The following is a 26,624-nucleotide window of genomic DNA, read 5'->3' as shown; positions in this document are numbered from 1 at the left end:
AGGGGTGTAAGACTGTGTGTGTTGCCTTTTCGAGAACAAGCAGGAGCGAGTGACGTGAGCATCGACAAGCCCGAGATCGACTTCCCGGGCGGCGAGCCCCCGGCGGACCTCGAGATCAAGGACATCTGGGAGGGCGACGGGGAGGTGGCCCAGGCGGGTCACAACGTCTCCGTGCACTACGTGGGTGTCGCCTTCAGCACCGGCGAGGAGTTCGACGCCAGCTGGAACCGTGGTACGCCGTTCCGCTTCCCGCTCGGCGGTGGCCGGGTCATCAAGGGCTGGGACCAGGGCGTGCAGGGCATGAAGGTCGGCGGCCGTCGCCAGCTGACCATCCCGGCCCACCTCGCCTACGGCAACCAGAGCCCGACCCCGGCGATCAAGCCCGGCGAGACGCTGATCTTCGTGGTGGACCTGCTCGGGGTCTGATCGTCCGACGATCGGTCTCGACCGCCTGGGGTCCATGCCTGTCCGGGCATGGGCCCTCGGCTTTTGTCGGGGCCCTGCTGAGCGGTACGGTCGTCGATCGTAAGCACCAAAAGGGGAGGCGAAGGGCGTCGATGGCCATTGCCAAGGCCGAGCGGCTGATGAACCTCGCGCTGTGCCTGCTCGGGACGCGCAGGCCATTGAGCAAGCGAGAGCTGCGCGAGTCCATTGAGGCCTACCTCGAGGCGGGCTCCGACGACTCCTTCAACAGGATGTTCGAGCGGGACAAGGACGATCTGCGCGAGCTCGGTCTGGTGATCGAGACCGTGGAGAACCTCGACGGCGAGGTCGGGTATCTGGCCCGCCGGGACAGCAACCGGCTGCCGCCCATCACGCTGGACGCCGAGGAGGCCGCCGCCCTGGGCCTGGCGGCCAAGGTGTGGCAGCAGGCCCGGCTGGCCGGCGCCGCCAGCGGCGCCCTGCAGAAGCTGCGCGCCGCGGGTCTCCCGGAGGACGTCGACCCGTACGAGGCGCACGGCGCCCTCGAGCCCCGTATCCCGGTGCACGAGGCGGCGTTCGAGCCGCTGATGCTGGCCTGCCGCGACCGCCGCCCCGTCGTCTTCGACTACCGCAAGGCCACCGCGGCCCGCCCCGAGCCCCGGCATGTCGAGCCGTGGGCGCTGGAGTGCTGGCGCGGGCACTGGTATCTGGCCGGGTTCGACCGCGACCGGGGCGCCGAGCGCGTGTTCCGGCTGTCGCGGATCACCGGCAAGGTCCGCTCCCGCGGCGCCCGCTTCGCCGCGGACGTCCCCGACGTGGTGACCGTGCGCGAGACCGTGGCGAGCTGGGCGGGGGAGACCGCCGACCGCAGCGCGCTGATCCGGCTGCGCAAGGGCGCCGGTTACCCCTTGCGGGCGAAGGCGACGGCGGAGCGGGAACTCGGCGACGGCTGGGACGAGTTGGAGATTCCGTACGGGCACGGGCTGGACGCCTGGCTGGTGGAGTTCGGGCCGGACGTGGTGGTCCTGGACCCCGCCGAGCTGCGGGCCGACGTGCTGGACCGGCTGCGCGCCGTGGCCAAGGGCTGAGGGGGAGCGAGCAACACAGTGGCAGGCAAACCGGTCAGGCCGACGAACGCCATCGACCAGACCCGGCGGATGCTCTCCCTGGTGACGTATCTCAGGGAGCGTCCCGGGGCGCGGATCGAGGACGTGGCGCGCGCCTTCGGCATCACCGAGGACGAGCTGGTCTCGGACCTCGATGTGCTGCCCATGTGCGGCACCAGCTTCCGCGGCGGCGACCTCCTCGACATCGACACCGACGGCGAGCGCATCTGGTGGCACAACCCGGCCGCGCTGGGCGCGGAGGCCGCGGAGCCGCTGCGGCTGGCCGCCGACGAGGCGACGGCGCTGCTGGTGGCGGCCCGCGCGGTGTCCACGCTGCCGGGTCTGCGCGAGGGCGACCGGCAGGCGCTGCTGCGGGCGACGGCCAAGGTGGAGGCCGCGGCGGGCGAGGCGGCCGGGGCCAGTGCGCGGCTGTCGGTGACCTTCGAGTCCGAGGGCGGTGTCTTCGCGGACGTCGACCGGGCGATCTCCGAGCGCCGCCGGCTGTGGATCCGCTACTACTCGCCCGCCCGCGACGAGGTCACCGAGCGCGAGATCGACCCCATCCGGCTGGTCAGCGTCGGGCACACGTATGTGGAGGCCTGGTGCCGCCGCTCCGAGGCCCGGCGCACCTTCCGGCTGGACCGGGTCGCCGAGATCCGCATCCTCGACGAGCCGTCCGCGCCGCCCGAGATCGAGCTGCGGGATCTGTCGGAGGCGCTGGTGCAGCCGGCCGCCGAGGACCCGGAGGTCGTCGTCGAGGTCGGCCCCGGCGGCCGCTGGGTCGCCGAGTACTACCCGCACGACAGCGCCGATGAACTTCCCGACGGCGGACTGCGTATCACTCTGCGCACGCCCGAACCGGCCTCGCTGCGGCGCCTGGCCCTGCGGCTGGGCCGCGACGGCCGGATCGTCTCGCCGCCGGACCTCGCCGACAGCGCCCGCCGGGCCGCCCGCGAGGCGCTGGCGGCGTACGACGGGATCGAGGCCCAGGCGGAGGCTGTGGGGCCGACCGCCGGACGCGCGGCTTCCGGCGGGGCGCCCGGCCGGCGGGCGCCCGGGCAGGACGGCGTGCGGCGTGACGGGCAGGACGACGTACAGGGCGACGGGCGGGAGCAGGGGCTTTGAACGAGTCGGTGACGACGACGGGTGTGCGGGACGTCTCGGTGGCCACCGCGTTCGCGGGCATGCGCAGCGTGGCCCCGGTGACGTTCAGAGCCGGCTGCCCGGACTGCCGTGGGGCCTTCGAGCTCGCCGCGAGCGCGCTGCGCCTGGCCATCGGTGCCACCAGCCGCACCACCTTCTACTCCTTCACCTGCCCCGACTGCGGCGCGGCCGTGCGCAAGCCGGCCGGCGAGCGGATCGTGGAGCTGCTCACCGGCGGCGGGGTCAGGACCCTGCGGCTGCACACGCCGTAGGACGGTCTAGGCTCGGCCCCATGTTCTGGCCGATGTGCGCGGTAGCCGTGGGTTTTGTGGGTCTCGTCGTTCTCGCCGTGTTCGTGGCGCGGGTCTTCGTGGAGGCGCAGCGCCTGGGACGGCAGGTCACGGAGTCCGCGCGCCGCATCGACCGGGCGGCCCAGGATCTGGAGCGGGCGGCCGTGAGCGCGGCCCGTGCTGTGGACACCTTGTGACGGCTGCTGTCGTGACCCTTGCGGGTCGCTGTGGCCGTCCTGTGAGTCCTTCCCTGAATGCGTTATGTGCCACTTCGCCCTCCCGCCCCGGCGGGACGGGCAGGTACGCTGCTGATCGCGGCTCGGAGAACGAGGCCCGGACCGCGGACCGGGAGTACGCACGGGGATTGCCTCACGTTCACCCCCGAGCGTTACGATCGCTGTCAACACGATCGTTCGGACAAGCGTCCGATCGGTCGGACGGCAACCCACCCCCGCAGCCTCGGTGAGAAGGTAAAGACTTATGTTCGGAAGGCTCGGCGCCCCCGAGATCATTCTCATCCTCGTCGTCGTCATCCTGCTGTTCGGCGCCAAGAAGCTTCCCGACATGGCGCGCTCGCTCGGCAAGTCCGCTCGCATTCTCAAGAGCGAGGCGAAGGCGATGAAGGAAGAGGGCAGCAGCACGGCCACCCCGGCCGGCCCGCCCAACAACGACGAGCAGCCCCCGGCGCAGCGCACCATCCAGGCCGCCCCCGGCGACGTGACCAGCTCCCGCCCGGTCACCGAGCCGACGGACACGACCAAGCGCTGACGCAGGGCCGGTGACCTCCGGCCCGCTGCACGAGATGGGAACGTGGGTTGCTGAAGTCTGCCCGCAAGCAGGAGAAGGATCCCGAGGGGCGGATGCCCCTCGCGGAGCACCTTCGTGAGCTCCGCAACCGGCTCACGAAGGCGATGCTGGCCATCGTCGTCGTGACGGTGGTCGCCGCCTTCTTCTACAACGACATCATCAACTTCCTCACCAAGCCGATCCTCGACTCGGTCGGCTGCGGGAAGACTTTTGAGCAGATCGCGAGCCAGCTGAAGTCGGCGGACGCCACCAACAAGTGCGCGAGCATCACGATCAACGGTCTGCTCGCACCCTTCACACTGGCCCTGCAGGTCTCCCTGATGGCCGGTGTCGTGTTCGCCTCGCCGGTCTGGCTCTACCAGCTGTGGGCCTTCATCGCGCCGGGGCTGCACAAGCACGAGCGCAGGTACGCCTACGGCTTCGTCGGCACGGGCGTCCCGCTGTTCCTCGGCGGCGGCTACTTCGCCTACCGGGTGCTGCCGACCACCGCCAAGGTGCTGATCGACTTCACCCCCGGCGGGGTCAACAACCTGTTGCCGCTGGACGATCTGCTGCAGCTCGTCACGCGCATGGTGGTCGTCTTCGGCCTCTCCTTCGAGCTGCCGCTGCTGCTGATCTTCCTCAACCTCACCGGGATGATCACGGGCAAGCGCATGCTCGGCTGGTGGCGAGGCATGATCATCGGCATCACGGTGTTCGCCGCCGTCGCCACCCCCAGCACCGACCCCATCTCGATGCTGGCGCTCGCCGGCCCGATCTGGATCCTGTACTTCGGCGCGGTGGCCTTCTCCCTGCTGAACGACCGGCGCAGGCGCCGGCGTGACGCCGCCGGACCGGCCGACGACGAGGCCTCCGACCTCGACCTCACCCCCGAGGACATCGGCGACGTCGAGACTGTGACCACTCCTGCCGCGCTGCCGGAACAGGCGACCGCGGACCGGGTCAACGGCTACGACGACGTGACGTGACGTGCGCCGATCTGACCTGACCTGATGTGACCCCGAACCGGCTGGTCTGGCTGAACTGACTGATCTGGCTGATCTGGTTGATCAGACCTCACCGCAGGCCGCGGCCGGGGCGCCCGAACGGCGCCGCCGGCCGCTTCCGCGTTTGCGGGCCGGCCGCCGCGTGCGCCCGTGAGCTGGGTGGGCCGAGGTTTCGCAAGACGAGATCCGGATAATGATCGTCCTGTTGTCAGTGCGGCCCGGTACGGTGGAAAGCACGATGACAGAGGACCTCTCACCGGCCGAGCGGTACGCGGCAGCCCGTAAGCGTGCTGTCGAGCAGGCCACCGCGCTCGCGCCTTTCCGCGAGATGTACGACTTCGGCCTCGACCCCTTCCAGATCGAGGCCTGCCAGGCACTCGAGGCGGGCAAGGGCGTCCTGGTGGCCGCCCCCACCGGCTCGGGCAAGACGATCGTGGGCGAGTTCGCCGTCCACCTCGCCCTCCAGCAGGGCAAGAAGTGCTTCTACACGACACCCATCAAGGCGCTGTCCAACCAGAAGTACTCCGACCTGTGCCGACGCTACGGCAGCGACAAGGTCGGCCTGCTCACCGGCGACAACAGCGTCAACTCCGACGCCCCGGTGGTCGTGATGACCACCGAGGTCCTGCGGAACATGCTGTACGCCGGTTCGCAGACCCTCCTCGGCCTCGGGTACGTGGTGATGGACGAGGTGCATTACCTCTCCGACCGCTTCCGGGGCGCGGTGTGGGAAGAGGTGATCATCCACCTCCCCGAGTCGGTCACCCTCGTCTCCCTCTCGGCGACCGTGTCCAACGCCGAGGAGTTCGGCGACTGGCTCGACACCGTCCGCGGCGACACCGAGGTGATCGTCTCCGAACACCGGCCCGTGCCGCTGTTCCAGCACGTGCTCGCCGGCCGGCGGATGTACGACCTGTTCGAGGAGGGCGAGGGCCACCGCAGGGCCGTCAACCCCGACCTCGCCCGCCTGGCCCGCATGGAGGCCAGCCGGCCGTCGTACCAGGACCGCAGACGCGGCCGCACCAACCTGCGCGAGGCCGACCGCGAGCGCGAGCGAAGGCAGCGCTCACGGGTGTGGACGCCCGGGCGGCCGGAGGTCATCGAGCGGCTCGACGCCGAGGGCCTGCTGCCCGCGATCACGTTCATCTTCAGCCGCGCCGCCTGCGAGGCCGCCGTCCAGCAGTGCCTGCACGCCGGCCTGCGGCTCAACGACGAGGACGCACGGGCGGAGGTCCGCGCCCTCGTCGAGGAGCGCACCGCCGCCATCCCCCACGAGGACCTGCACGTCCTGGGCTACTACGAGTGGCTGGAGGGCCTGGAGCGAGGCATCGCCGCCCACCACGCCGGCATGCTGCCGACCTTCAAGGAGGTCGTCGAGGAACTGTTCGTGCGCGGCCTGGTCAAGGCCGTCTTCGCGACCGAGACCCTCGCCCTCGGCATCAACATGCCCGCCCGCTCGGTGGTCCTGGAGAAGCTCGTCAAGTGGAACGGCGAGCAGCACGCCGACATCACCCCCGGCGAGTACACCCAGCTGACCGGGCGGGCCGGCCGCCGCGGCATCGACGTGGAGGGCCACGCCGTCGTGCTGTGGCAGCGCGCCATGAGCCCCGAGCACCTCGCGGGACTGGCGGGCACGCGCACGTACCCGCTGCGCTCCAGCTTCAAGCCGTCGTACAACATGGCGGTCAATCTGGTCGAGCAGTTCGGGCGGCACCGCTCGCGCGAGCTCCTCGAGACGTCGTTCGCGCAGTTCCAGGCCGACCGGTCGGTCGTCGGGATCTCCCGGCAGGTGCAGCGCAACGAGGAGGGACTCGACGGCTACAAGGAGTCCATGACCTGCCACCTCGGCGACTTCGAGGAGTACGCGCGGCTGCGCCGCGAGCTCAAGGACCGCGAGACCGAGCTGGCCAAGCAGGGAGTCTCCCAGCGGCGCGCCGAGGCGGCGGTGGCGCTGGAGAAGCTGAAGCCGGGGGACGTCATCCATGTGCCCACCGGCAAGTACGCCGGACTGGCGCTGGTCCTCGACCCCGGCCTGCCCGCCGGGCGGGCCAACGGGCACCGCGGCTTCGACCACCACGACGGGCCCCGCCCCCTAGTCCTCACCGCGGAGCGGCAGGTCAAGCGGCTGGCCTCGATGGACTTCCCGATCCCGGTCGAGGCGCTGGACCGGATGCGGATCCCGAAGACGTTCAACCCGCGCTCGCCGCAGTCCCGCCGCGACCTCGCCTCCGCGCTGCGCACCAAGGCCGGGCACATCCCGCCGGAGCGCGCCCGCAAGCAGCGCTCGCAGGCCGCCGACGACCGCGAGATCGCCCGGCTGCGCACCGAGATCCGCGCGCACCCCTGCCACGGCTGCACCGACCGCGAGGACCACGCCCGCTGGGCCGAGCGCTACTACCGGCTGCTGCGCGACACCTCGCAGCTGGAACGGCGGATCGAGGGGCGTACCAACACGATCGCTCGCACGTTTGACCGGATCGTGGCGTTGCTGACCGAGCTCGACTATCTGCGGGGCGACGAGGTCACCGAGCACGGCAAGCGGCTCGCCCGGCTCTACGGCGAACTCGACCTGCTGGCCAGCGAATGCGTGCGGGCCGGCATCTGGGAGGGGCTCGCCCCTGCCGAACTCGCCGCCTGCGTCTCCGCGTTGGTGTACGAGGCCCGGGCCGCCGACGATGCGATGGCGCCGAAGCTGCCCGCGGGCGGGGCGAAGGCCGCGCTCGGCGAGATGGTGCGGATCTGGGGGCGGCTGGACGCGCTGGAGGAGGACTTCCGGATCAGCCAGACCGAGGGCGTCGGGCAGCGTGAGCCCGATCTCGGGTTCGCCTGGGCCGCGTACATGTGGGCCTCGGGGAAGGGGCTCGACGAGGTGCTGCGGGAGGTGGAGATGCCGGCCGGCGACTTTGTGCGGTGGTGCAAGCAGGTGATCGACGTGCTGGGGCAGGTTGCGGCTGCCGCGCCTTCTTCTGCGGAGGGCTCGACGGTGGCGCGGAACGCGCGTAAGGCTGTTGACCAGTTGCTGCGGGGGGTTGTCGCCTATTCGTCTGTGGGGTGACAGGGCGTCTGGCGGGTGCGGGTCGTCCGTGGCTGGTCGCGACCACGCGGCGGAGCCGCATCTCGATGCAGCCCCGCGCCTCTGCGGTGACCTGCCCTAGCGTTCTTTCAGATATGAGCGCCAGCTGCCGTGTCGCGTGATGTCCTCGGCGTCTTCCAACGCGCTCGGTTCGCACAGGAAGCCCGGGACCCTGCTTCCGTCCGACAGTTCTACGCTGCCCAGGGTCATCGGGTGGGGGAGGGACGACAGCAGGCGGCCCAAGCCCTCTGCCGGGAGGCGCCAGATTTCTGTTTCGATCTTTGCGCCGCCCTTGTTCTCGCCCACGTACACCAGGCCCGGCTTGGGTAGCGTCGTGTGCAGGGCGTGGAGGCGGTAGGAGGGGGAGGTGGTGGTCGTGCGGTCCATTACCGCCCCCAGGGACAGGAGTTGGGGGTTCAGGGGCTGGCCGGTGAGGTGGGCGCCGACCACGGCGAGGTAGGTCTGCGGTGGGAGCAGGGCCGCGATTCCTGCCAGGCGTTCGTCGGTGAAGGCCGGGCCGATCAGCATGACGCCGAAGGGGAGGCCGTTCACCTCGCCGGCCGGGGCGGCCACCGAGGCCAGGTCGAAGAGGTTCGTGGAGTTGGTGAAGCGGCCCAGGCGGGCGTTGGCGCCCAGGGGGTCTGCGGCGACCTCGGCGAGGGTGGGGTGACCGGGGGCGGTGGGCAGCAACAGGGCGTCCGCGTCGGCCAGTTCGGCCAGGGCTCGGGCGCGCAGGGTCGCCAGGCGCTCGGTGTCGGAGTAGAGACGGTGGGCGGGGATGTCGCGGGCTCGGGTGATGATGCCGGCGACGGTGGGGTCCAGACCCGCGCCGCCCTCCGCGAGCAGCTTGTCGACGAAGGCGCCCACGGCCGTGTAGCGCTCGGCGACGAACGCGCCTTCGTAGAGCATCGCCGCGGCCTCGGTGAAGGGGGTGAGGTCGAGGGTGCGGATCTCGGCCCCGGCTGCCGCGACGTGGGCCACGGCCGCCTCGTAGGCCTGCGCCCAGCCCTTGTCCAGTTCGCCGAGCTGCGAGAGGGGCGGGACCGCGATGCGCCAGGGGCCGGGGGCGCGGGCGGGGAGGGGCGGGAGGGTGCGGGCGGCCGGCGATGCCATGAACGCCAGCGCCTGCTCGGCGTCGGGGAGGGTGCGGGCGAACACCGTCACGCAGTCGAGTGAGGCGCAGGCCGGGACGACGCCCTCGGTGGGGACCAGGCCGCGGGTGGGCTTGAGGCCGACGATGCCGTTGAAGGCGGCCGGGACCCGGCCCGAGCCCGCGGTGTCCGTGCCGAGGGCGAGATCGACGATGCCGAGCGCCACCGCGACGGCGGAGCCGGAGCTGGAGCCGCCGCTGATGCGCGCCGGGTCGTGGGCGCCGCGGACCGCGCCGTGCGGGGAGCGGGTGCCGACCAGGCCCGTCGCGAACTGGTCGAGGTTCGTGGTGCCCAGGACCAGCGCCCCGGCCGCGCGCAGCCGGGCGACCGCCGGGGCGTCGGCGGCGGGCTCGTAGGCGTACGCCGGGCAGCCCGCGGTGGTGGGCAGGCCGGCCACGTCGATGTTGCCCTTGACGGCGAGCAGCCGGCCGGCGAGCGGGAGGCGTTCGCCGCGTGCCAGCCGCTCGTCGAGGGTGCGGGCCTCCGCCTCGACGTCCTGTCGTGGCCGCAGATCGATCCAGATCTCCGGGCGGTCCACGGCCTCGATGCGGGCGTAGGCGGCGCGGACGCGGGAGACGGTTCGGGAATCGGTGCGGGACTCGGTGGGGGACATGTGCGTGCTCCTCGGGGGTGTTTCAGCTCGTCGCGGGGGCCAGTACGAGCAGTGCCGTGCCCGCCTCGACCTGGTCGCCGGGCCGGGCCAGGACCTGCGCGACCACGCCGTCGACCGGCGCGTGCACGCGGGACTCCATCTTCATCGCCTCCAGGGCGAGCAGCGGCTGTCCCGCCGTCACCTCGTCCCCGGGAGCCACGTTCAACTGCCATACGGACGCGGCGAATTCGGCCTCCACCAAGCGGCCGCCGGTCGGCACGGTCACCTCGGCCGGGGGTGCGGGCGGCGCTGCCGCCGCCTCCGCCCGGGTGAACTCGCCCGCCGCCTCCCACGCGTCCCGCTCCGCCGCGAACGCGGTCTGCTGGCGTTGTCTGAACTCCGCGATCGAGTCGGCGTGTTCGGCCAGGAAGGTCTCGTACTCGGCGAGCGAGAAGGCGCCCTCCTCGATGCGCGGCACGAAGCGGCCCGAGGTGATGTCGGCCCGCAGGTCGAGGAGTTCGTCGGCGTCGACCGGGTACCAGCGGATCCGGTCGAAGAAGCGCAGTAGCCAGGGCGAGCCCGGCTCGAACGCGCCGCGCTGCTGCCAGGGCGACCACACCTGGGTGGTGCGGCCCACGAACTGGTAGCCGCCGGGGCCCTCCATGCCGTAGATGCACAGGTACGCGCCGCCGATGCCGACCGAGTTCTCGGCCGTCCAGGTGCGGGCCGGGTTGTACTTCGTGGTCACCAGCCGGTGGCGGGGGTCGAGGGGAGTGGCGACCGGGGCGCCCAGGTAGACGTCGCCGAGGCCCAGGACCAGGTACTCCGCGTCGAAGACCGTGTCGTAGACGTCCGCCACCGACTCCAGGCCGTTGACCCGGCGGATGAACTCGATGTTCCACGGGCACCAGGGCGCGTCGTCGCGGACCCCCGCCATGTAGCGGGCGATCGCCTCGCGGGTCGCCGGGTCGTCCCAGGAGAGCGGGAGGTGCACGGTGCGGGAGGGGACGACCAGGGCGTCGGTGGGCGGGAGGGCGGCCGTCATCTCCCGTACCACCGCGAGGAGTTCGGGCTGGGGCAGACGATCCGGGTCGGTCTGGATCTGGAGCGAGCGGATGCCGGGGGTGAGGTCGGTGACCCCGTCCAGGCCGGCGGCGACCACCGCCTCCATCAGGGCGTGCACCCGCATGCGCAACGCCAGGTCGAGCTGCATGGGGCCGAACTCGACCAGCAGGTTGTCGTCGCCGCTGCGCCGGTACGTCACGTCGCCGTCCCGGGCCAGTACGCCCCCGTCGACGATGTCGGGGCGCGGGGCGCCGGCCGTGTCCACCGGCTGGAAGCGCACCGTGTCGCCCGGGCGCAGCTGGCCCAGCTTCCAGCGCTCCGAGCTGAGGACCGTCGCCGGGCACACGAACCCGCCGAGCGAGGGACCGTCCGGGCCGAGCAGCACCGGCATGTCGCCGGTGTAGTCGACGGCGCCGACGGAGTACGGGGTGTCGTGGATGTTGGACGGGTGCAGGCCCGCCTCGCCGCCGTCGGTGCGCGCCCAGCGCGGCTTCGGCCCGATCAGACGGACGCCGGTGCGCGCCGAGTTGAAATGGACCTTCCAGTCGGCGGCGTAGAAGTCGCGGATGTCGTCCTCGGTGAAGAACTCCGGCGCCGCGTGCGGGCCTTCGACCGCGCCGATGTGCCAGACGGAGCCGAGGTCCGGGCGGTCGGCCACCGGCACGGCCTCGGTCTCGGCCTCGCCTCCGGCGACCGTCCCGCCGTGCAGGACGTCGCCCGTGCGCAGGGCCCGTCCGCCGTGCCCGCCGAACCGGCCCAGCGTGAAGGTGCTCGCGCTGCCCAGGAAGGCGGGGACGTCCAGGCCGCCCGCGAACAGGACGTACGTCCGCAGCCCGTGCTCGCCGGGCGCGCCGACCTCCAGCAGCGCCCCGGCCGGCACGGTCACCGGCGTCCACGGGGCCACCGGCGTGCCGTCCACGGCGATCGCCGCGGGGGCGCCCGTCACGCACACCGTGGTGGGGTGGGTGAAGCGCAGCGTCGGGCCCTGGAGGGTGCACTCCAGGCCCGGGGCGCCCTCCGGGTTGCCGAGCGCCCGGTTGCCCAGGCGGAAGGAGTGGTCGTCCATCGGGCCGGACGGCGGTACCCCGACCTGCCAGTGGCCGGTGCGGCCGGGCCAGTCCTGCACGGTGGTGAGCGTGCCGCCGGAGACCACCTCGATGCGCGGGGTCGGGTCGACGACGGTGGCCAGGGTCGCCGTGGAGTGCGCCGCCGTCACGAAACGCGAGTCCGCCAGCGCCGCCCGCACCAGCCCCAGGTTCGTCTCGATGCCGTCGACGCGGGTGCGGGAGAGCGCGTCGTCGAGCCGGGCCAGGGCGTGGGCGCGGTCGGAGCCGTAGGCGATCACCTTGGCGAGCATCGGGTCGTACGACGTCGTCACCTCGGTGCCGGTCTCCACCCAGCCGTCCACGCGCACCCCGCCGGGGAACTCGACCCGGGTCAACAGGCCCGCGCTGGGACGGTGTTCGCGGCTGGGATCCTCCGCGTAGAGGCGTGCCTCGACGGCGTGGCCGCGCGGGGCGCCGGGGTCGCGTACGACGTCCCGCTCGCCGCGGGCCAGGCGCAGCATCCAGGCGACCAGGTCGACGCCGTAGATCTCCTCGGTGACCGGATGCTCCACCTGCAGGCGGGTGTTGACCTCCAGGAAGTAGGCCTGTTCGCGGGCCGCGTCGTAGACGAACTCGACGGTGCCGGCGGAGCGGTAGCCGACGGAGGCGCACAAGTCACGGGCGGAAACGGCGAGTTGTCGGCGTATGCGGTCCGGGAGACCGGGGGCGGGGGCCTCCTCGAGGACCTTTTGGTTGCGGCGCTGGAGCGAGCAGTCGCGGTCGCCGAAGGTGACGACCCTGCCCTCGCCGTCGCCGAAGACCTGCACCTCGACATGGCGGGCGTGCTCCACGAGCCGTTCCAGGAAGACGCCGGCCGAGGAGAAGGAGGCGGCCGCGACGCGCTGGACGCGCTCCCAGGCGTCGGTGAGCTCGGCGGAGGAGTGGCAGGCCGACATGCCGATGCCGCCGCCTCCGCCGGTCGCCTTGAGCATGACCGGGTAGCCGATGACCTGGGCTTTCTCCAGTGCTTCGGCGAGGGAGGCCAGCAGTCCGGTCCCCGGGGCCAGGGCCACGCCCGCCGCCTCGGCCGCAGCCCGGGCCGTGTGCTTGGCGCCGAACAGCTCCAGCTGCTCGGGCGTCGGGCCCACGAACACGATCCCCGCGTCGGCGCAGCGGCGGGCGAAGGACGCGTCCTCCGAGAGGAAGCCGTAGCCCGGGTGGATCGCGCCCGCGCCGGTGTCCTTGGCCGCCTTCAGGACGAGGTCGGCGTCGAGGTAGGACTCCTTGGCGGGCGCCGGGCCGAGCCGTACCGCCTCGTCGGCGAGCCGGACGTGGGGGGCCGAGCGGTCGGGGTCGGAGTACACGGCGACCGTGCGCAGGCCCAGTTCGCGGGCGGTGCGGATGATCCGTACGGCTATCTCGCCCCGGTTGGCGATCAGCAGCTTGTCGAAGGCGGAGGCGGAGGCGGAGGAGAGGCTCATGCCGGTTCCCCGGTGATCGTCATCTCGACCGCCGTCGGGTCGAAGCCGTTGCAGGGGTTGTTGATCTGGGGGCAGTTGGAGACGAGGACGAGGACGTCGCGGTCGGCGCGCAGGGTGAGGGAGAGGCCCGGCGCGGAGAGGCCGTCGACGATGCCGAGGGTGCCGTCCCGCTCGACGGGCACGTTCATGTACCAGTTGATGTTGGAGACGAGGTCGCGCTTGCCGAGGCCGTGCTTCGCGCCCTCGGCGAGGAAGTTGTCCACGCACGCGTGCTGCGCATAGGTGTGGTGGCCGTAGCGCAGGGTGTTGGACTCCTTGGAGCAGGCGCCCCCGACGGTGTCGTGGCGGCCCACGGCGTCGGCGGTCACCGTCATCAGCGGGGTGTGCTCGTTGGACATCAGCACGCTGCCCGTGGTGAGGAAGATGCCGCCCTGCGCCTGGATCGTGTCGGGCGCGCTGTAGCGCACGGACGGGTCGTGGGCGTCGTACACGAGGAAGTCGACGGCCTGGTTGCCGTGCAGGTCGGTGATGGTGAGCGTCTCGTCGGTGCGCACGACGGACGACCAGGCGGCGCGTGCCTGGACCACGGTCTTCGTGCTCATGCGAGCCCCCTCGCGGTGAGGAATTCGGCGGTGTTGAGGAAGGCGCGGCGGCCCTCGGGAGTGGCCTCCCACAGCGGGTCGCCCGGTGACGTCGGCGCCGCGCGCCAGGCGAGGACCTCCAGCGGGGTGCTGACGTAGTCGGGGCGAGGGTCGGAGGGGTGCGGCACGTTGGCGATCAGCACGGTCACGTCCTGCTCGGCGCGCAGGGTGACGCTTCCGCCCGGTCCTGCCGAGCCGGTGAAGTCGAGCGTGCCGTCCTCGCGGACCTCCACGCCCTGGAAGAACGACAGGGAGGGCGGCAGGTCGCGCGGCTCCAGACCGTTCTTGGCGGCGGCCAGCTTGAACAGCTCACGGCCGGCGGGGGAGGCGGACTGCGGGGTTCCGTCGCCGTAGCGCGCGGTGTTGCGTACGAGGGTGGAGGTGCCGCACAGCGCGTCGTGCCGTCCGGAGGCGTCGGCGACGAGCGAGGCGAGGACGCGGCCCTGGTCGGAGAGGAGCAGGACGCCCTCGCCCAGGTAGGCGTTCCACTGGACCTTGACCGTGTCGGCGACGTTGAGCCGCTCCCAGGGGCGGCCGTCGGCGTACAGCAGCAGGTGGGCGCAGGCGTCGCCGCGCAGGTCGGTCAGGCGCAGCTCGGTGCCGCGCGCGAGGACCCGGTGGGTGTAGTTGCCGCCCGCCACCGTCTCCGCCCACACCAGGTGGCCGGCCTCGCAGGGCGGGTTCTGCCAGTCCCGGGCCGGGACGACCGGCATGGCCTCGGCCCGGGCGCCCTCCTGGGCCCGGGCGTGGGCACGTGCTCCGTACGTGGTCGCTGTCGCCATCGCGGGACCTCCTCAGCTGGGGGTTGTCGCTGTCGTTCGTGTCTGCGGCGTTCGTATTTCTGTCGCTTGACAGAAATTAGGGGCGGGCCGGGTCGGCGCCGTTGCTCTCGGGTTGCGGGGCGGTTACCGAGTCCTCACCGGAGTCGGCCGTCGGCCCTTCGCGGAGACCGCCCGGGGCCAAGGGAAGATCGTGGTCCGTCGTCGTGTGCGAGGATCGAACGCATGGGGACGAGCAGCGCGGGCAACGGACGCCGGGTCGGCCGGCCGCGCGCCGCGCAGCGCCCGGACAGCGGGCTCACGCCGCGCGCCGAACTGCTCGCGGCCGCCGCGGAGTTGTTCACCACCCGCGGCTACGCTGCCACCACCACCCGGGCCGTGGCCGAGCGGGCGGGCATGCGCCAGGCGTCGATGTACCACTACGTCTCCGGCAAGGAGGAGCTGCTCGCCGCGCTGCTGGAGTCCACCGTGACGCCCTCGCTGGCGTACGCCCGTGAGCTGCTCGCACAGGACGCGCGGCCCGCCGAGGACCGGCTGTGGGAGCTGTGCCGCACGGACGTGGAGCTGCTGTGCGGCGGGTCGCACAACCTCGGCGGCCTCTATCTGCTGCCCGAGGTGCGCACCGAGCGGTTCGCCGGCTTCCATGCGGTCCGCGCCGAGCTCAAGGACGCCTACCGCCAGTTGCTGGCCTCCACGGCCGCGGGCGGGGCGCTCGTCAAGAGCGAGCTCGATCTGCGCACCGATCTCGTCTTCGGGCTGATCGAGGGCGTCATCCTCGTCCACCGCTCGGAACCCGACCGCCCCGTCTCGGAGTTCGCCCGCGCCACCGCGGACGCGGCCCTGCGCATCACGGGGGTCTGAGCGGCGCGGAGGTCAGGGCGTCAGGGTCTGACCGCCCGACGTCGGCAGGCGCGGAAACCCTCGTCTCACCCGTCACGGTGAACTCTTTCGCACACCCGTACGCCGTTACGGAGTGTGTGCGAATGATGTCAGAGTGTGCAAATGGGCCTGACGTTACTGCACGTACGGAGTCGGTTTCAGGCGGTTGCCGAATATGACACGGCGATGATCCTGTCGGACTAAGCTCGCCCGCGGCGCACCGAGTTGAGATGTAATCGTGCGCTTGTTCCCAAATGTTCCGAAGATACCGACAGATCCCTACAGAGGGTGCCCACATGGTGAGTGTTCAGTCCCCACCCGGTCGCCGAGAACTTCCCTACGTGCGTGTGCTGTTGCTGCCGTCGATACTGATGGCCGCGGCGACCGGAGCCGCCGTCGCCCTCGTGGCGGGGCAGGCCCGGCTCGTCGTCGGCGTCTGCGGGGCCGTGGCCACCCTTTTGTTGACCGCCGTGGGGACCGGTGGGCTGCGCCGGGAGCGACGGCTGCGCGAACAGTGCGCGCAGAACGACCGGCGCGTCGCCTACCTGGAGCGGCGGGTCGCCGCCCACCAGGAGGAGAACCTCCGGCTCGCCGAGGACCATGTGCCCACCGCCGTGGAGTGGCTGCGCCGCGGAAGTTCCCCCGGGGAGGTGATGCTCCGCCTGGGTGAATACGATGCGTCCTTCCTGGAACTCGACGACGCGCAGCGCGCGGTGGTCAAGAAGATCCTGGACATCGTCGACTACGAGGACGCCCTGCGCGACTCCGCCCAGCGCGCGTTCGTCAGCGTCGCCCGCCGCGTCCAGGCGATCGTCCACCAGCAGTCCGCGGAACTGCGGGAGATGGAGGAGGACCACGGCCGCAACCCCGAGGTCTTCGACGACCTGCTGCGCATCGACCACGGCACCTCGCTGATCGGCCGCCTCGCCGACTCCATCGGCGTGCTCGGCGGCGGCCGCCCCGGCCGCAGCTGGCCCCAGCCGGTCCCGCTGTACAGCGTGCTGCGCGGCGCCATGTCCCGGATCCTGGAGTACCGGCGCATCCAGCTGAACTCCATCGCCAAGGTCAACATCCGCGGCATCTCCGTCGAGCCGCTCATCCACGCGCTCGCCGAACTCCTCGACAACGCCACCCGCTTCTCGCCCCCGCAGACCAAGGTGCACGTCAACGCCGTCGAGGTGCAGACCGGCATCGCCATCGAGATCGAGGACGCGGGCGTCAGCCTCAGCGAGGAGAGCCGCGCCAAGACCGAGCGGATGCTGGAGAACGCCATGCGCGGCGCCACCATCCAGGACCTCGGAGGCGCCCCGCGCCTGGGCCTGGCGGTCGTCGGCCGACTGTGCACGTCGTTCAACCTGCAGGTCTCCCTGCGTACTTCGGCGTACGGCGGCGTCCGCGCGGTCCTCATCGTGCCCAGCGAGATGATGACCTCCGACCCCGCCCCCGGCTACGCCCACGGCATCGGCGCCACCGCCGTGCCGCAGATCGACCTGGGCGCGCTCGAGGGCCCCAAGCGCCCGCCCAAGAAGCGCCGCCCCACCAACCCGAAGATCCCGGCCAACGTCTCGCTGGAAGACGACGTGCCCGTGGTCACCGAGTGGACCGAACAGGGCCTTCCGCAGCGCCGCAGCAAGACGACGGTCTCGATCAGTCAGCGCTACCGGGAGGCGTACGCGGCCCAGGAGGCCGCGCGCCAGGGCAAGCCCGACCCGTTCGCGCAGCCCAAGCCGGAGCCCCAGCGGGAGAAGAAGAAGCCCGAGCCCGGACTGGCGTTCGAGGCCTTCTGGGAGGGGCTGAAGAAGGACACCCCGCCGGGCGTCCACCCCACCGACTTCACCCGCAATCCCACCGCATACCTGCATCTGATCGAAGACAAGGCCAAGTCCGAGGCCGACGATGAAGGGGACCTCACGTGATCCAGCAGCGCCAAAACTTCGACTGGCTGCTCAAGGAGCTCTACAACGGCGTTCCGGGCATCGAGATGATCGTCGTGCTCTCGGCCGACGGACTGCGCATCGCCCGCTACGCCGGCGACCCCGACGCCGCGGACCGCGTCGCCGCCGCCTGCGCGGGCCTGCAGAGCCTGGCCGGCGCCGTCGCCCAGGAGATCCCCAGCGTCGACGGCGAGATGAACCTCGTCATGATCGAGATGGACGGCGGCTACTTCTACCTGATGTCCGCCGGCGCCAACGCCTACCTCGCGGTCCTCGCCGACGTACGCTGCGAACCCGGCCGGATGAGCGCCTCGATGCGCGACCTGGTGGTCCGGATCGGCGCCCATCTGACCAGCCCGCCCCGCCGCAACGGGCAGACCGTATGACGCCTCCCCAACGTCGACGGCGACATCCCCTACCGCCTCCGCTTCCGCCCCCGGCTTCGGCTTCGGCCTCGGATTCGCAGCCTCAGGAGGAGGGGGAGAAGAAGAAACCCGAGCGGCTGTACGTCATCACGGGACCCGACGGGGAGCGGGCCCCCCTCGACCTGGTGACGTTAGTCGTGGCGTGCGCCGAACCGCCCTCGTCCGCCACCCCGGAACAGACGGCGGTGCTGCGGATGTGCAGCGCCCCGCTGTCGGTGGCCGAGGTGTCGGCCTATCTCGGTCTGCCGTTCAGCGTGATCACGGTGCTGCTCACCGAGATGCTGGCGGCGGAACTCGTACAGGCGCGCGCCCCGATCGTCCGGCAGGAGCTCCCCGACCGTTCCCTTCTCGAAGCGGTGATGCATGGACTTCAAAGGCTCTGACACGATTCCCGGCCCACGCGCCGAGGACTGTCTGCCGCACACCACCACGGCCGCGGCGAAGATCGTCATCGTGGGCGGCTTCGGGGTCGGCAAGACCACCATGGTCGGTTCCGTCAGCGAGATCAGGCCGCTGACCACCGAGGAGACCATGACCCAGGCGGGCATCGGAGTCGACGACGACTACGGCTCCGATTCGAAGACCGCCACGACCGTCGCGATGGACTTCGGGCGGATCCGCATCACGGAGCAGGTGGTGCTCTACCTCTTCGGCACGCCCGGCCAGGAGCGCTTCTGGTTCCTGTGGAACGGACTGTTCGAGGGCGCGCTCGGCGCGGTCGTCCTGGTCGACACCCGGCGCCTCGAGGTCAGCTTCGAGGTCATGGGCCGGCTGGAGGAGGGCGGAGTGCCCTTCGTCGTCGCCGTCAACACCTTCCCCGACGGGCCCCGGTACCCCCTGGACGACCTGCGCTCCGCCCTCGACCTGCCGCCCGAGATCCCGATCGTGGAGTGCGACGTCCGCCGCCGCGCCTCCAGCCGGGACGTCCTGGTGACCCTGATGCGCTTCCTGCACACCCTGTCGCTGAGCGGCGCCCTCACCTGACCCCTTCGCCCTCCGCACCCCGCACATCCCCGGCCCTCCCGGGACATCCACCCCCGTACCCCCCCGACACCGGATCCACCACAGCTTCGGAGCGACGCCTGTGACCCCTGAACACCCCACCACGACCGGACCGCACGACCTCGCCCTGGACCCGCCCCCCGGCTGCCCCGCACACAGCCGCGGCCCCGGCGGACTGCAACGGCTCTACGGCCCCGGCGCGGAGGACCTGGGCGCGCTGTACGAGCAACTCCGCGAGGAGTACGGCCCCGTGGCGCCGGTCCTGATCCACGACGACCTGCCGATGTGGGTGGTCCTCGGGCACGCCGAGAACCTGCAGATGGCGCGCACGCCCTCACAGTTCACCAAGGACACCCGCATCTGGTCGCCGCAACGGGACGGCAAGGTCAGGCCCGACCACCCGCTCATGCCGCACATCGCCTGGCAGCCCATCTGCGCGCACGCCGAGGGCGACGAGCACAAGCGGCTGCGGGCCGCGGTCACCGCGGCCATGGAGACCCTCGAAGAGCGCAGTGTGCGCCGGTACATCTACCGAGCCACGCAGGCTCTGGTCAACCGCTTCTGCGAGGAGGGCCGGGCCGAGCTGGTCGGTCAGTTCGCCGAGCACCTTCCGATGGCGGTGATGTGCCAGATCCTCGGCATGCCCGACGAGTACAACGACCGGATGGTCGCCGCCGCCCGGGACGCGCTCAAGGGCAGCGAGACCGCCGTCGCCAGCCACGAGTACGTCGTGGGCGCGCTGAGCCGGCTCACCGCCCGCCGCCGCGCCCAGCCCGCCGAGGACTTCACCAGTCACCTCATCACCCACCCGGCCGGACTGACCGACGACGAGGTCCGCGAACACCTGCGCCTGGTGCTCTTCGCCGCCTACGAGGCCACGGTCAACCTCCTGTCCAACGTGCTGCGCATGGTCCTCACCGACCCGCGTTTCCTCGCCCGGCTCAACGGCGGCGAGATGACGGTGCCGGAGGCGGTCGAGCAGTCCCTGTGGGACGAACCGCCGTTCAGCACGATCTTCGGCTACATGGCCAAGCAGGACACCGAGTTGGGCGGCCAGCGCATCCGCAAGGGCGACGGTCTGTTCTTCGCGCCCGCCCCCGGCAACCTCGATCCCCGGGTGCGCCCCGACCTCTCCGCCCACATGCGGGGCAACCGCTCCCACCTCGCCTTCGGCGGCGGCCCGCACGAGTGCCCCGGCCAGGACATCGGCCGCGCCATCGCCGACGTCGGCGTCGACGCGCTCCTGTCGCGGCTGCCGGACGTGCAACTCGACTGCGATGAGGACGAGTTGTCCTGGACCACGTCGATCGCCTCGCGGCACCTGGTGGCGCTGCCGGTCCACTTCGAGCCGAAGCCTCAGCAGGACGTCACGCTCAGGCCCAGCCACGCCCCGGTACCGCCGCAGCGGGTCGTCCGGCCGCTGAACATCGACCCGCAGCCCGCGCCGCCCGCCCCCGAGCCGGTGGCCGCGCCGCAGCCCGCGCCGCCCGCCCCCGAGCCGCCGGCCCGCCGGCCCAACGCCTGGCGGCGCTTCCTGGCCTGGTGCCGCGGCTACTGAGCCCGACTGGCTACTGAGCCCAACGGTCGTACGACGCCCAGGCCTCGAGCGTTCGCCGGCTGTGCAGCCGGTGCTCCGCCCCCGTGACCGGATCGGTGAACTCCAGCTCCCGCGCCAGCAGTTGCAGCGGTCGCCGGAAGTCGTCGGGCGGTACGGGGGCGGTCACCTCGGGGTAGAGCGGGTCGCCGAGGATCGGCACGCCCAACGTGGTCATGTGCACCCGCAGTTGATGGGTCTGCCCGGTCTCGGGGACGAGCCGGTAGCGGGCGAGGCCGTCGGGGCGGTGCTCGACGGGCTCGACGCGGCTGACCGCGTTCGGCTCGCCGGGCACCTCCCGGGCGGCCAGGATCCCGCGCTCCTTCAGGATCCGGCTGCGCACGGTCACCGGCCACACGAGCGAGGGAGCGTACGGGGCGACGGCCTCGTACACCTTGCGGACCAGGCGGTCGCGGAACAGCGCCTGGTACGCGCCGCGCTCCTCGGGCCGGACGGTGAACAGCACGAGGCCGGCGGTGAGCCGGTCGAGGCGGTGGGCCGCGCCGAGCGCGGGGAGGCCCAGTTCCCGCCGCAGCCGGGCCAGCGCGGTCTCGGTGACATGGCTGCCGCGCGGAGTGGTGGCCAGGAAGTGCGGCTTGTCGACGACGACGATGTGCTCGTCGCGGTGCACGATCTCCAGCGGGAACGGCACCGGCGTCTCCGCGGGCAGGTCCCGGTGGAACCAGACGAACATCCCGGGCACGTACGGCGCGTCCGACGCCACCGGCCGCCCGTCGGCGCCGACGACCAGCCCCGCCGCCAGCATTCCGTCGACGACCCCCGCGCGCGCCTGGCCGACCCGCGCCACCAGATGCTCCCGCACGGTGGCCCAGGACCCCACGCCCGGCAGCCGCACCCGCACCGCGTCGATCCCGTCGCGCTGCGGCAGCGGGGAGGGCGGGGGAGGGGTACGGCGTCTCATCGGAACCAAGCCTACGGGGGGGCTTACGGCCCGGGCGTACGGCCCGGGCGTACGGCGAGGGCGTACAGCGACGGTCGACGGCTGACGGCTGCCCCCTGACGGCTGAGGCTGCCCCCGACCCCCGACCTCCGACCCCCGGCCCCTGACAGCCGACGTCGACGGCCAGGGCTTGTGGCGAGATGAAAACCCGTTGGTCGGCTCGCGCCCCGTCGGCAGGATGCGGATCATGCCCGATCTCACCGGCCCCGTCCTGCCCGCCGGAACCCTCGCCGGCCGCCCGCAGCCCGTGCTCCCCACCGGCGACGGGCTGGTCCTGCGCCCCTGGCGGGCCGAGGACGCGCCCGCCGTCCACGCGGCCTTCCAGGACCCGCTCATCCACCAGTGGCACGTCCGCTCCGCCGACTCCGTGGCGGAGGTCGCCGGCTGGATCGAGGAGTGGACGGCGGGCTGGGCGGGGGAGCGCATCGCCCAGTGGGCCGTCGCCGACGCGGACACCGACCGGCTGCTGGGGCGGGCGGCCCTGCGCGAGATCCATCTCGGCGACGGCATGGCCGAGGTCGCCTACTGGACGACGGCCGCGGCCCGGGGCCGGGGCGTCGCCGCCCGCGCCACGACCGCCCTCGCCCGCTGGGCCCTCGACGAGATCGGCCTCCACCGCCTGGAGCTGCTGCACGCCACCGCCAACCAGGCCTCCTGCCGCGTCGCCGCGAAGGCCGGCTTCACCCTGGAAGGCACCAAGCGCAGCGCCCTCCTGCACGTGGACGGCTGGCACGACATGCACCTGCACGCGCGCGTACGGGGCGACTGAGCGCTCCGCTGAAGGCGCCGCGACCGGCCGTCGGTCCGCTGCGGCGCCTTCGTGGCCGGTCGCCCAGTTCCCCGCGCCCCCTCAGGGCGCCGTCGAACCGTACGTCCGGAACTTCCGGAACATCCGAAACGCCGCGCCCGCCGCGATCGTGCCGCCGAGGAACAGCACCGTGAACCACTGGAAGTACCAGTGGCCGCCCGCCGGGTCGTAGACCGCCGCCCGCGGCCAGGCCAGGTTGATCGTCATCAGCAGGCCGTAGAGCAGGGCGAGGGCGTTGACGGGGACGCCCCAGCGGCCGAGGGAGAACAGACGCGCGCCGGTCTCGTCGACGCCGGCCGACGAGAACTGGCCGCGCAGCCGGCGCACCAGCAGCGGCCCGGTGACCATGGCGTACGCCAGGTAGAGCATCACGATGCAGGTCGTGCCGATGGCCAGGAACGCCTCCGGGGAGGCGAAGTTGAGCAGCAGCAGTGCGCCGGCCAGGCCGCCGACCACCAGCGCCGGGGCGCTCGGCATGCCCGTACGCGGGTTCACGCGCGCGAGGCGGCCGGAGAAGGGCAGCTGTCCGTCGCGGGCCATGGAGAACAGCATCCGGCAGGCAGCCGTCTGGATGGCGAGCGTCGCGACCGCGATCGCGACCACCACGTCCGCGAGCAGCGCCTTGCCGACGCCGTCGCCGAGGCTGCTGGTGAGGACGTAGCTGAGCCCGTCGACGCCCAGCCGTCCGTCGGTGAGGCTGGGCGCGGCGAGCAGTCCGCCCAGCACGATCAGACCGCCTAGCAGTCCGGCCGCGCCGAGCGCGGTGAGGATGGTGCGGGGCGCGGTACGGCGTGGATGGTGCGTCTCCTCGCTCATCTCGCCCGCGCTGTCGAAGCCGATCATCACGTAGGCGGCCGTGAACGAGCCGACGAGCAGCGCCCCGAACAGCCCGTTCTGCGCGGCCCCCTCGGTGTGGAAGGTGATGCTGGGCGTGCGCTCGGAGTGGGTGAGCAGCAGGACGACGATGAGGACCGCGCCGATGATCTCGGCGGTGACGCCGACCCGGTTGATCACGGACATCACGCGGTTGTCCAGGACGTTCACCAGCGTCGTCAGCACGAGCAGGATCACGCCGAGGAGGGCCGCGTTGGCCGCGCCGTCCGAGGAGGTGGGCGCGGGGTCGGTGCCGATCAGCTGGAAGCCGGACCAGATCGCGGGCAGCACCATCTGCAGGGCGAGCGCGGCCGCGGCGACCACCACGACCTGCCCGATCACCATGATCCAGCCGGCGAACCAGCCGAACGAGGGCGTCGACAGCCGCGACGACCACTGGTAGATCGCGCCGGAGATCGGATAGCGCGCCGCCAGCTCCGCGAAGCACGCGGCCACCAGCAGCTGTCCGACCAGCACGACGGGCCAGGCCCAGAAGAAGACGGGGCCGCCGAAGGCGTACCCGAAGGCGAAGAACTGGAAGACGGTCGTCAGGACGGAGATGAAGGAGAACCCGGCGGCGAACGAGGCGTACCGGCCCAGGCTGCGGTGCAGCTCCTGGCGGTAGCCGAACTCCGCGAGGGAGCCGTCGGCGGACTCGGTCGGGTGCGGCGGGTCGGGGCGTACGTCGGAGGGTGTCGTTGTCGTCACTGCGGAACCTGCCTTGGGCCCAGGGGGAAGCGGAATTCCTGTCGGGCGACAGAAATTAGGGACGCGCTGTTTCATGCGCGTCACGCGACCGTGTCCGGGGCGGGCCCAAGTCCTCACGTTCTCGCCGAGGTCACTCGATCGCGTTACATCGCGTCTCTGGACAGGGTGTGCTGACTCGCGATATGTTCGGTTGCGGATATTCGGGTGCGAGGTGGAGGTGACGGTCGTGACGAGGAAGCACCGCAAGCTCAGGAACCCGCTGGCGCTCGCCGTCCTGACGACGCTCCTGCAGAAGCCGATGCACCCGTACGAGATCGCCCAGACCCTGCGCAACCAGGGCAAGGACACCAGCACGAAGACCAACTACGGCTCGCTCTACACCGTCGTGCAGAACCTCGAGAAGTACGGCTTCGTCGAGGTGACCGGTGTGGAGCGCCAGGGCAACCGCCCCGAGCGCACGGTCTACGGGCTCACCGGGGAGGGGCGCGAGGAGATGGCCGAGTGGCTGTCCGACCTGCTCGCCATCCCGGCGAAGGAGTACCCGATCTTCGAGACGGCGCTCTCGCTGATGGCCGCGCTGCCGCCCGACGACGTGGTGAGCCTGCTGCAGACGCGGCTCAGCTCGCTCGAAGTGCAGGTGGCGAGCGGCCGGGGCGCTCTCGAGAAGCTCTCCAAGACGCTGCCGAGGCTGTTCCTCGTCGAGGTCGAGTACCAACTGCACATGGTCGAGGCGCAGGCGGAGTGGGTCGCCGGCTTCATCGAGGAGCTCACGCACGGTTCGCTGCCCGGCGTCGACCAGTGGCAGCGGTTCCATGAGACGGGGGAGATGCCCACCGAGTCCAGACCGTGAGAGACGACCCCGGCAGCGCTGTTCCAGCAGCCCCGCCGGGGTCTCGAACCCCGAACCGAACCCGCCGTGAGGCAGCTCCGGGCGATCGAGGTGCGGCACACCCAGGATAGCCCGGTGCTCTTCACGTGGATCACTTCACGCACACCAGGAGAGCTCCGTCATGAGCGCAACACGCGCGCCTGCCGTCGAGGCACGGCGACTCGTCAAGACCTACCGCGGAGACGTCACCGCCCTCAACGGCCTGGACATCACCGTCGAGCCCGGCACGGTCTTCGGACTCCTCGGCCCCAACGGCGCCGGCAAGTCCACCACCGTCAAGATCCTCACCACCCTGGCCCGCCCCGACTCCGGCTCGGCCGCCGTCGCCGGCCACGACGTGCTGCGCCACCCGGACCGGGTGCGCCGAGCCATCGGCGTGGTCGCCCAGAAGTCCGGCGCCGACCCGGTCGCCACCGGCCGCGAGAACCTCCGCCTGCAGGGCAGGCTCTACGGCATGAAGGGCGCCGCGCTCGACCGCCGCGTCGACGAGCTGCTCGACCGCTTCACGCTCGCCGAAGCCGCCCGACGCCCCGTCAGGGGCTACTCCGGCGGCATGCTGCGCCGCCTCGACGTCGCGCTCGGCCTGGTGCACCGCCCCGAGGTGCTCTTCCTCGACGAGCCCACCACCGGCCTCGACCCCGAGGCCCGCGGCGCGATGTGGGACGAGATCGGCCGGCTGGCCGGCGAGGAGGGCCTGACGATCCTGCTCACCACGCACTATCTGGAGGAGGCCGACCGGCTCGCCGAGCGCGTCGCCATCGTCGACCGCGGCCGGATCGTCGTCACGGGCACGCCCGACTCCCTCAAGGGCGAACTCCGCGGCGACGCCGTGCACATGGAACTGCGCAGGGCCCCCGGCGACGCCGGCCGCACCCTGCTGGAGGACGCCCTGGGCGCGGTGCCGGGCGTGCACGAGGTGCTGTGCGAAGGCCGCCGGGTCAGCGTCCGCGCCGACGACGGAGCGGCCGCCGTGCCCGCGCTGCTCGGCGCGCTGGAGCGGGCCGGCGTCGGCGTCGCCACGGCGACCGTCGCCCGCCCCTCCCTCGACGACGTCTATCTGCGGTACGCGGGCCGCAGGTACGCGGAGGCCGGAACCGACGCCGGCGCCGGCTCCCTCGTCCTCGCGGGAGGTGCGCGATGAGCACCGCCGTCACCCAGACCTGGTACATGACACAGCGTCAGCTGATGGTCTTCGCCCGCCAGCCCGCCTTCGCGGTCATCACCCTGGTCCAGCCGGTCATCTGGCTGTTCCTCTTCGGCGGCCTGTTCAGGAACGTCGTCGAACTGGGCGGCTTCGGCACGACGTCGTATCTCGACTACCTGGTGCCGGGCGTGGTCGTGATGAGCGCGCTGAGCGCCAACATGTGGGCGGGCATGGGCACGCTGGAGGAGATCCAGCGCGGCGCCCTGGACCGCTTCCTGACGACCCCGGCCAGCCGGGCCGCGCTGATGAACGGCAACGTGGTGCACAACGGCATCGTCACCGCCCTGCAGTCGGCGGTCATCGTGCTGCTCGGTCTGCTGGGCGGCGCGGACTATCCCGGCGGGTTCACCGGCGCCGCGGTTCTGGTCGTGGCGTCGGTGCTGCTGGGCACGGTGTTCGGGGCGCTGTCCAACGCCCTCGGCATGCTGGTGCGGGAGCGGGAGTCGATCATCGGCATCAACACGTTCCTGCTGCTGCCGCTGACGTTCCTGTCCTCGGCCTTCATGGCGCCGGCCCAGATGCCGTCGTGGATGCGGCACATAGCCGACTTCAACCCGTTGAACTGGGCGATGACGGCAGGCCGTTCGGCGCTGACCGCCGACCCCGACTGGGGTGCGGTACTGCTGCGCTGCGGCTGGCTGCTCGCCCTCGCCATGGCGGCGGTGTGGCTGTCGATCCGGACGTTCAGGTCGTACCAGCGGTCGGTGTGACCGGTACGGCTCGATCAGCGGCCCGCGCCCGGTGTGCGGGCCGCCTCCGCAGGG

24 protein-coding genes are annotated in these 26,624 nt (G+C 71.9%); 18 read left to right on the top strand and 6 right to left on the bottom strand.

Going from position 1 to position 26,624, the window contains the following annotated elements; all coding sequences use genetic code 11:
* The first annotated feature begins 54 nt into the window (after positions 1–54).
* From OG562_RS07280 to OG562_RS07245, 8 genes are all read left to right on the top strand, one after another.
* A complete protein-coding gene (locus OG562_RS07280) occupies positions 55–426 on the top strand; it encodes an FKBP-type peptidyl-prolyl cis-trans isomerase (protein ID WP_020128331.1) in 372 nt (123 codons plus the stop codon).
* 131 nt (positions 427–557) lie between these two features.
* Complete coding sequence (locus OG562_RS07275; RefSeq protein WP_266394985.1) at positions 558–1,511, top strand: YafY family protein; 954 nt, start codon at positions 558–560, stop codon at positions 1,509–1,511.
* 18 nt (positions 1,512–1,529) lie between these two features.
* Positions 1,530–2,654 carry a YafY family protein gene (locus OG562_RS07270; protein ID WP_266394983.1) on the top strand — a complete coding sequence of 375 codons (1,125 nt, stop codon included), beginning with the start codon at positions 1,530–1,532 and terminating at the stop codon, positions 2,652–2,654.
* Complete coding sequence (locus OG562_RS07265; protein ID WP_266394979.1) at positions 2,651–2,944, top strand: hypothetical protein; 294 nt, start codon at positions 2,651–2,653, stop codon at positions 2,942–2,944. The genes OG562_RS07270 and OG562_RS07265 overlap by 4 nt, the downstream gene beginning before the upstream one ends.
* Positions 2,945–2,964: 20 nt before the next feature.
* Entirely contained in the window at positions 2,965–3,159 is a 195-nt protein-coding gene (locus tag OG562_RS07260; protein WP_266394977.1) for a hypothetical protein, read from the top strand.
* 283 nt (positions 3,160–3,442) lie between these two features.
* Positions 3,443–3,730, top strand: a complete 288-nt coding sequence (gene tatA / locus OG562_RS07255) for a Sec-independent protein translocase subunit TatA (RefSeq protein WP_093774479.1) — start codon at positions 3,443–3,445, stop codon at positions 3,728–3,730.
* A gap of 47 nt (positions 3,731–3,777) precedes the next feature.
* Entirely contained in the window at positions 3,778–4,737 is a 960-nt protein-coding gene (gene tatC, locus OG562_RS07250; RefSeq protein WP_266394971.1) for a twin-arginine translocase subunit TatC, read from the top strand.
* 211 nt (positions 4,738–4,948) lie between these two features.
* A complete protein-coding gene (locus OG562_RS07245; RefSeq protein WP_266394968.1) occupies positions 4,949–7,810 on the top strand; it encodes an RNA helicase in 2,862 nt (953 codons plus the stop codon).
* Positions 7,811–7,906: 96 nt separating this feature from the next.
* On the opposite strand, the gene atzF is transcribed toward OG562_RS07245, so the two are convergent.
* The 4 genes from atzF to OG562_RS07225 are packed head-to-tail and all read right to left on the bottom strand — an operon-like array spanning position 7,907 to position 14,586.
* Positions 7,907–9,592, bottom strand: coding sequence for an allophanate hydrolase (atzF, locus tag OG562_RS07240; RefSeq protein ID WP_266394966.1), 1,686 nt, complete (start codon positions 9,590–9,592; stop codon positions 7,907–7,909).
* Between the two features lie 22 nt (positions 9,593–9,614).
* Positions 9,615–13,163: a 5-oxoprolinase/urea amidolyase family protein gene (locus OG562_RS07235; protein WP_266394963.1), complete on the bottom strand. Its 3,549-nt coding sequence runs from the start codon at positions 13,161–13,163 to the stop codon at positions 9,615–9,617.
* Positions 13,160–13,765, bottom strand: coding sequence for an urea amidolyase associated protein UAAP2 (locus OG562_RS07230; RefSeq protein WP_266394961.1), 606 nt, complete (start codon positions 13,763–13,765; stop codon positions 13,160–13,162). Before OG562_RS07230 ends, OG562_RS07235 begins: the two co-directional genes overlap by 4 nt.
* Positions 13,762–14,586 carry an urea amidolyase associated protein UAAP1 gene (locus OG562_RS07225; protein ID WP_266394958.1) on the bottom strand — a complete coding sequence of 275 codons (825 nt, stop codon included), beginning with the start codon at positions 14,584–14,586 and terminating at the stop codon, positions 13,762–13,764. The genes OG562_RS07230 and OG562_RS07225 overlap by 4 nt, the downstream gene beginning before the upstream one ends.
* A gap of 222 nt (positions 14,587–14,808) precedes the next feature.
* On the opposite strand from OG562_RS07225, the gene OG562_RS07220 reads away from it, so the two are divergent.
* The 6 genes from OG562_RS07220 to OG562_RS07195 all read left to right on the top strand — a co-directional run bounded on the left by OG562_RS07220 (position 14,809) and on the right by OG562_RS07195 (position 20,381).
* Positions 14,809–15,444: a TetR/AcrR family transcriptional regulator gene (locus OG562_RS07220; protein ID WP_266394955.1), complete on the top strand. Its 636-nt coding sequence runs from the start codon at positions 14,809–14,811 to the stop codon at positions 15,442–15,444.
* 314 nt (positions 15,445–15,758) lie between these two features.
* Positions 15,759–17,378, top strand: coding sequence for a sensor histidine kinase KdpD (locus OG562_RS07215; RefSeq protein WP_266394953.1), 1,620 nt, complete (start codon positions 15,759–15,761; stop codon positions 17,376–17,378).
* Positions 17,375–17,782, top strand: a complete 408-nt coding sequence (locus tag OG562_RS07210; protein WP_266394950.1) for a roadblock/LC7 domain-containing protein — start codon at positions 17,375–17,377, stop codon at positions 17,780–17,782. The genes OG562_RS07215 and OG562_RS07210 overlap by 4 nt, the downstream gene beginning before the upstream one ends.
* Entirely contained in the window at positions 17,779–18,204 is a 426-nt protein-coding gene (locus OG562_RS07205) for a DUF742 domain-containing protein (RefSeq protein ID WP_266394948.1), read from the top strand. Before OG562_RS07210 ends, OG562_RS07205 begins: the two co-directional genes overlap by 4 nt.
* On the top strand, positions 18,185–18,805 hold the full coding sequence (locus tag OG562_RS07200) for an ATP/GTP-binding protein (RefSeq protein WP_266394946.1): 621 nt from the start codon (positions 18,185–18,187) through the stop codon (positions 18,803–18,805). Before OG562_RS07205 ends, OG562_RS07200 begins: the two co-directional genes overlap by 20 nt.
* A gap of 100 nt (positions 18,806–18,905) precedes the next feature.
* Complete coding sequence (locus tag OG562_RS07195) at positions 18,906–20,381, top strand: cytochrome P450 (RefSeq protein WP_266394944.1); 1,476 nt, start codon at positions 18,906–18,908, stop codon at positions 20,379–20,381.
* Between the two features lie 10 nt (positions 20,382–20,391).
* On the opposite strand, the gene OG562_RS07190 is transcribed toward OG562_RS07195, so the two are convergent.
* Complete coding sequence (locus OG562_RS07190) at positions 20,392–21,339, bottom strand: RluA family pseudouridine synthase (RefSeq protein WP_266394941.1); 948 nt, start codon at positions 21,337–21,339, stop codon at positions 20,392–20,394.
* 226 nt (positions 21,340–21,565) lie between these two features.
* Between OG562_RS07190 and OG562_RS07185 the strand changes: the two genes are divergently transcribed.
* A complete protein-coding gene (locus OG562_RS07185; protein WP_266394938.1) occupies positions 21,566–22,147 on the top strand; it encodes a GNAT family N-acetyltransferase in 582 nt (193 codons plus the stop codon).
* A gap of 81 nt (positions 22,148–22,228) precedes the next feature.
* On the opposite strand, the gene OG562_RS07180 is transcribed toward OG562_RS07185, so the two are convergent.
* Positions 22,229–23,767 carry an amino acid permease gene (locus tag OG562_RS07180; RefSeq protein ID WP_266394935.1) on the bottom strand — a complete coding sequence of 513 codons (1,539 nt, stop codon included), beginning with the start codon at positions 23,765–23,767 and terminating at the stop codon, positions 22,229–22,231.
* A 226-nt stretch (positions 23,768–23,993) separates the two neighbouring features.
* Here OG562_RS07180 and OG562_RS07175 point away from each other — a divergent pair, with 226 nt between their 5' ends.
* The 3 genes from OG562_RS07175 to OG562_RS07165 all read left to right on the top strand — a co-directional run bounded on the left by OG562_RS07175 (position 23,994) and on the right by OG562_RS07165 (position 26,570).
* Positions 23,994–24,617, top strand: coding sequence for a PadR family transcriptional regulator (locus tag OG562_RS07175; protein WP_266394933.1), 624 nt, complete (start codon positions 23,994–23,996; stop codon positions 24,615–24,617).
* A gap of 160 nt (positions 24,618–24,777) precedes the next feature.
* Positions 24,778–25,797 (top strand): ATP-binding cassette domain-containing protein, encoded by a 1,020-nt coding sequence (locus tag OG562_RS07170; protein WP_266394930.1) that lies wholly within the window; start codon positions 24,778–24,780, stop codon positions 25,795–25,797.
* Positions 25,794–26,570 carry an ABC transporter permease gene (locus OG562_RS07165; RefSeq protein WP_266394927.1) on the top strand — a complete coding sequence of 259 codons (777 nt, stop codon included), beginning with the start codon at positions 25,794–25,796 and terminating at the stop codon, positions 26,568–26,570. Before OG562_RS07170 ends, OG562_RS07165 begins: the two co-directional genes overlap by 4 nt.
* The last annotated feature ends 54 nt before the right edge of the window (positions 26,571–26,624 follow it).

Source organism: Streptomyces sp. NBC_01275 (genome assembly GCF_026340655.1).
In the GTDB taxonomy this organism is placed as follows: domain Bacteria; phylum Actinomycetota; class Actinomycetes; order Streptomycetales; family Streptomycetaceae; genus Streptomyces.
This window is presented reverse-complemented; position numbering and strand designations above follow the sequence as displayed.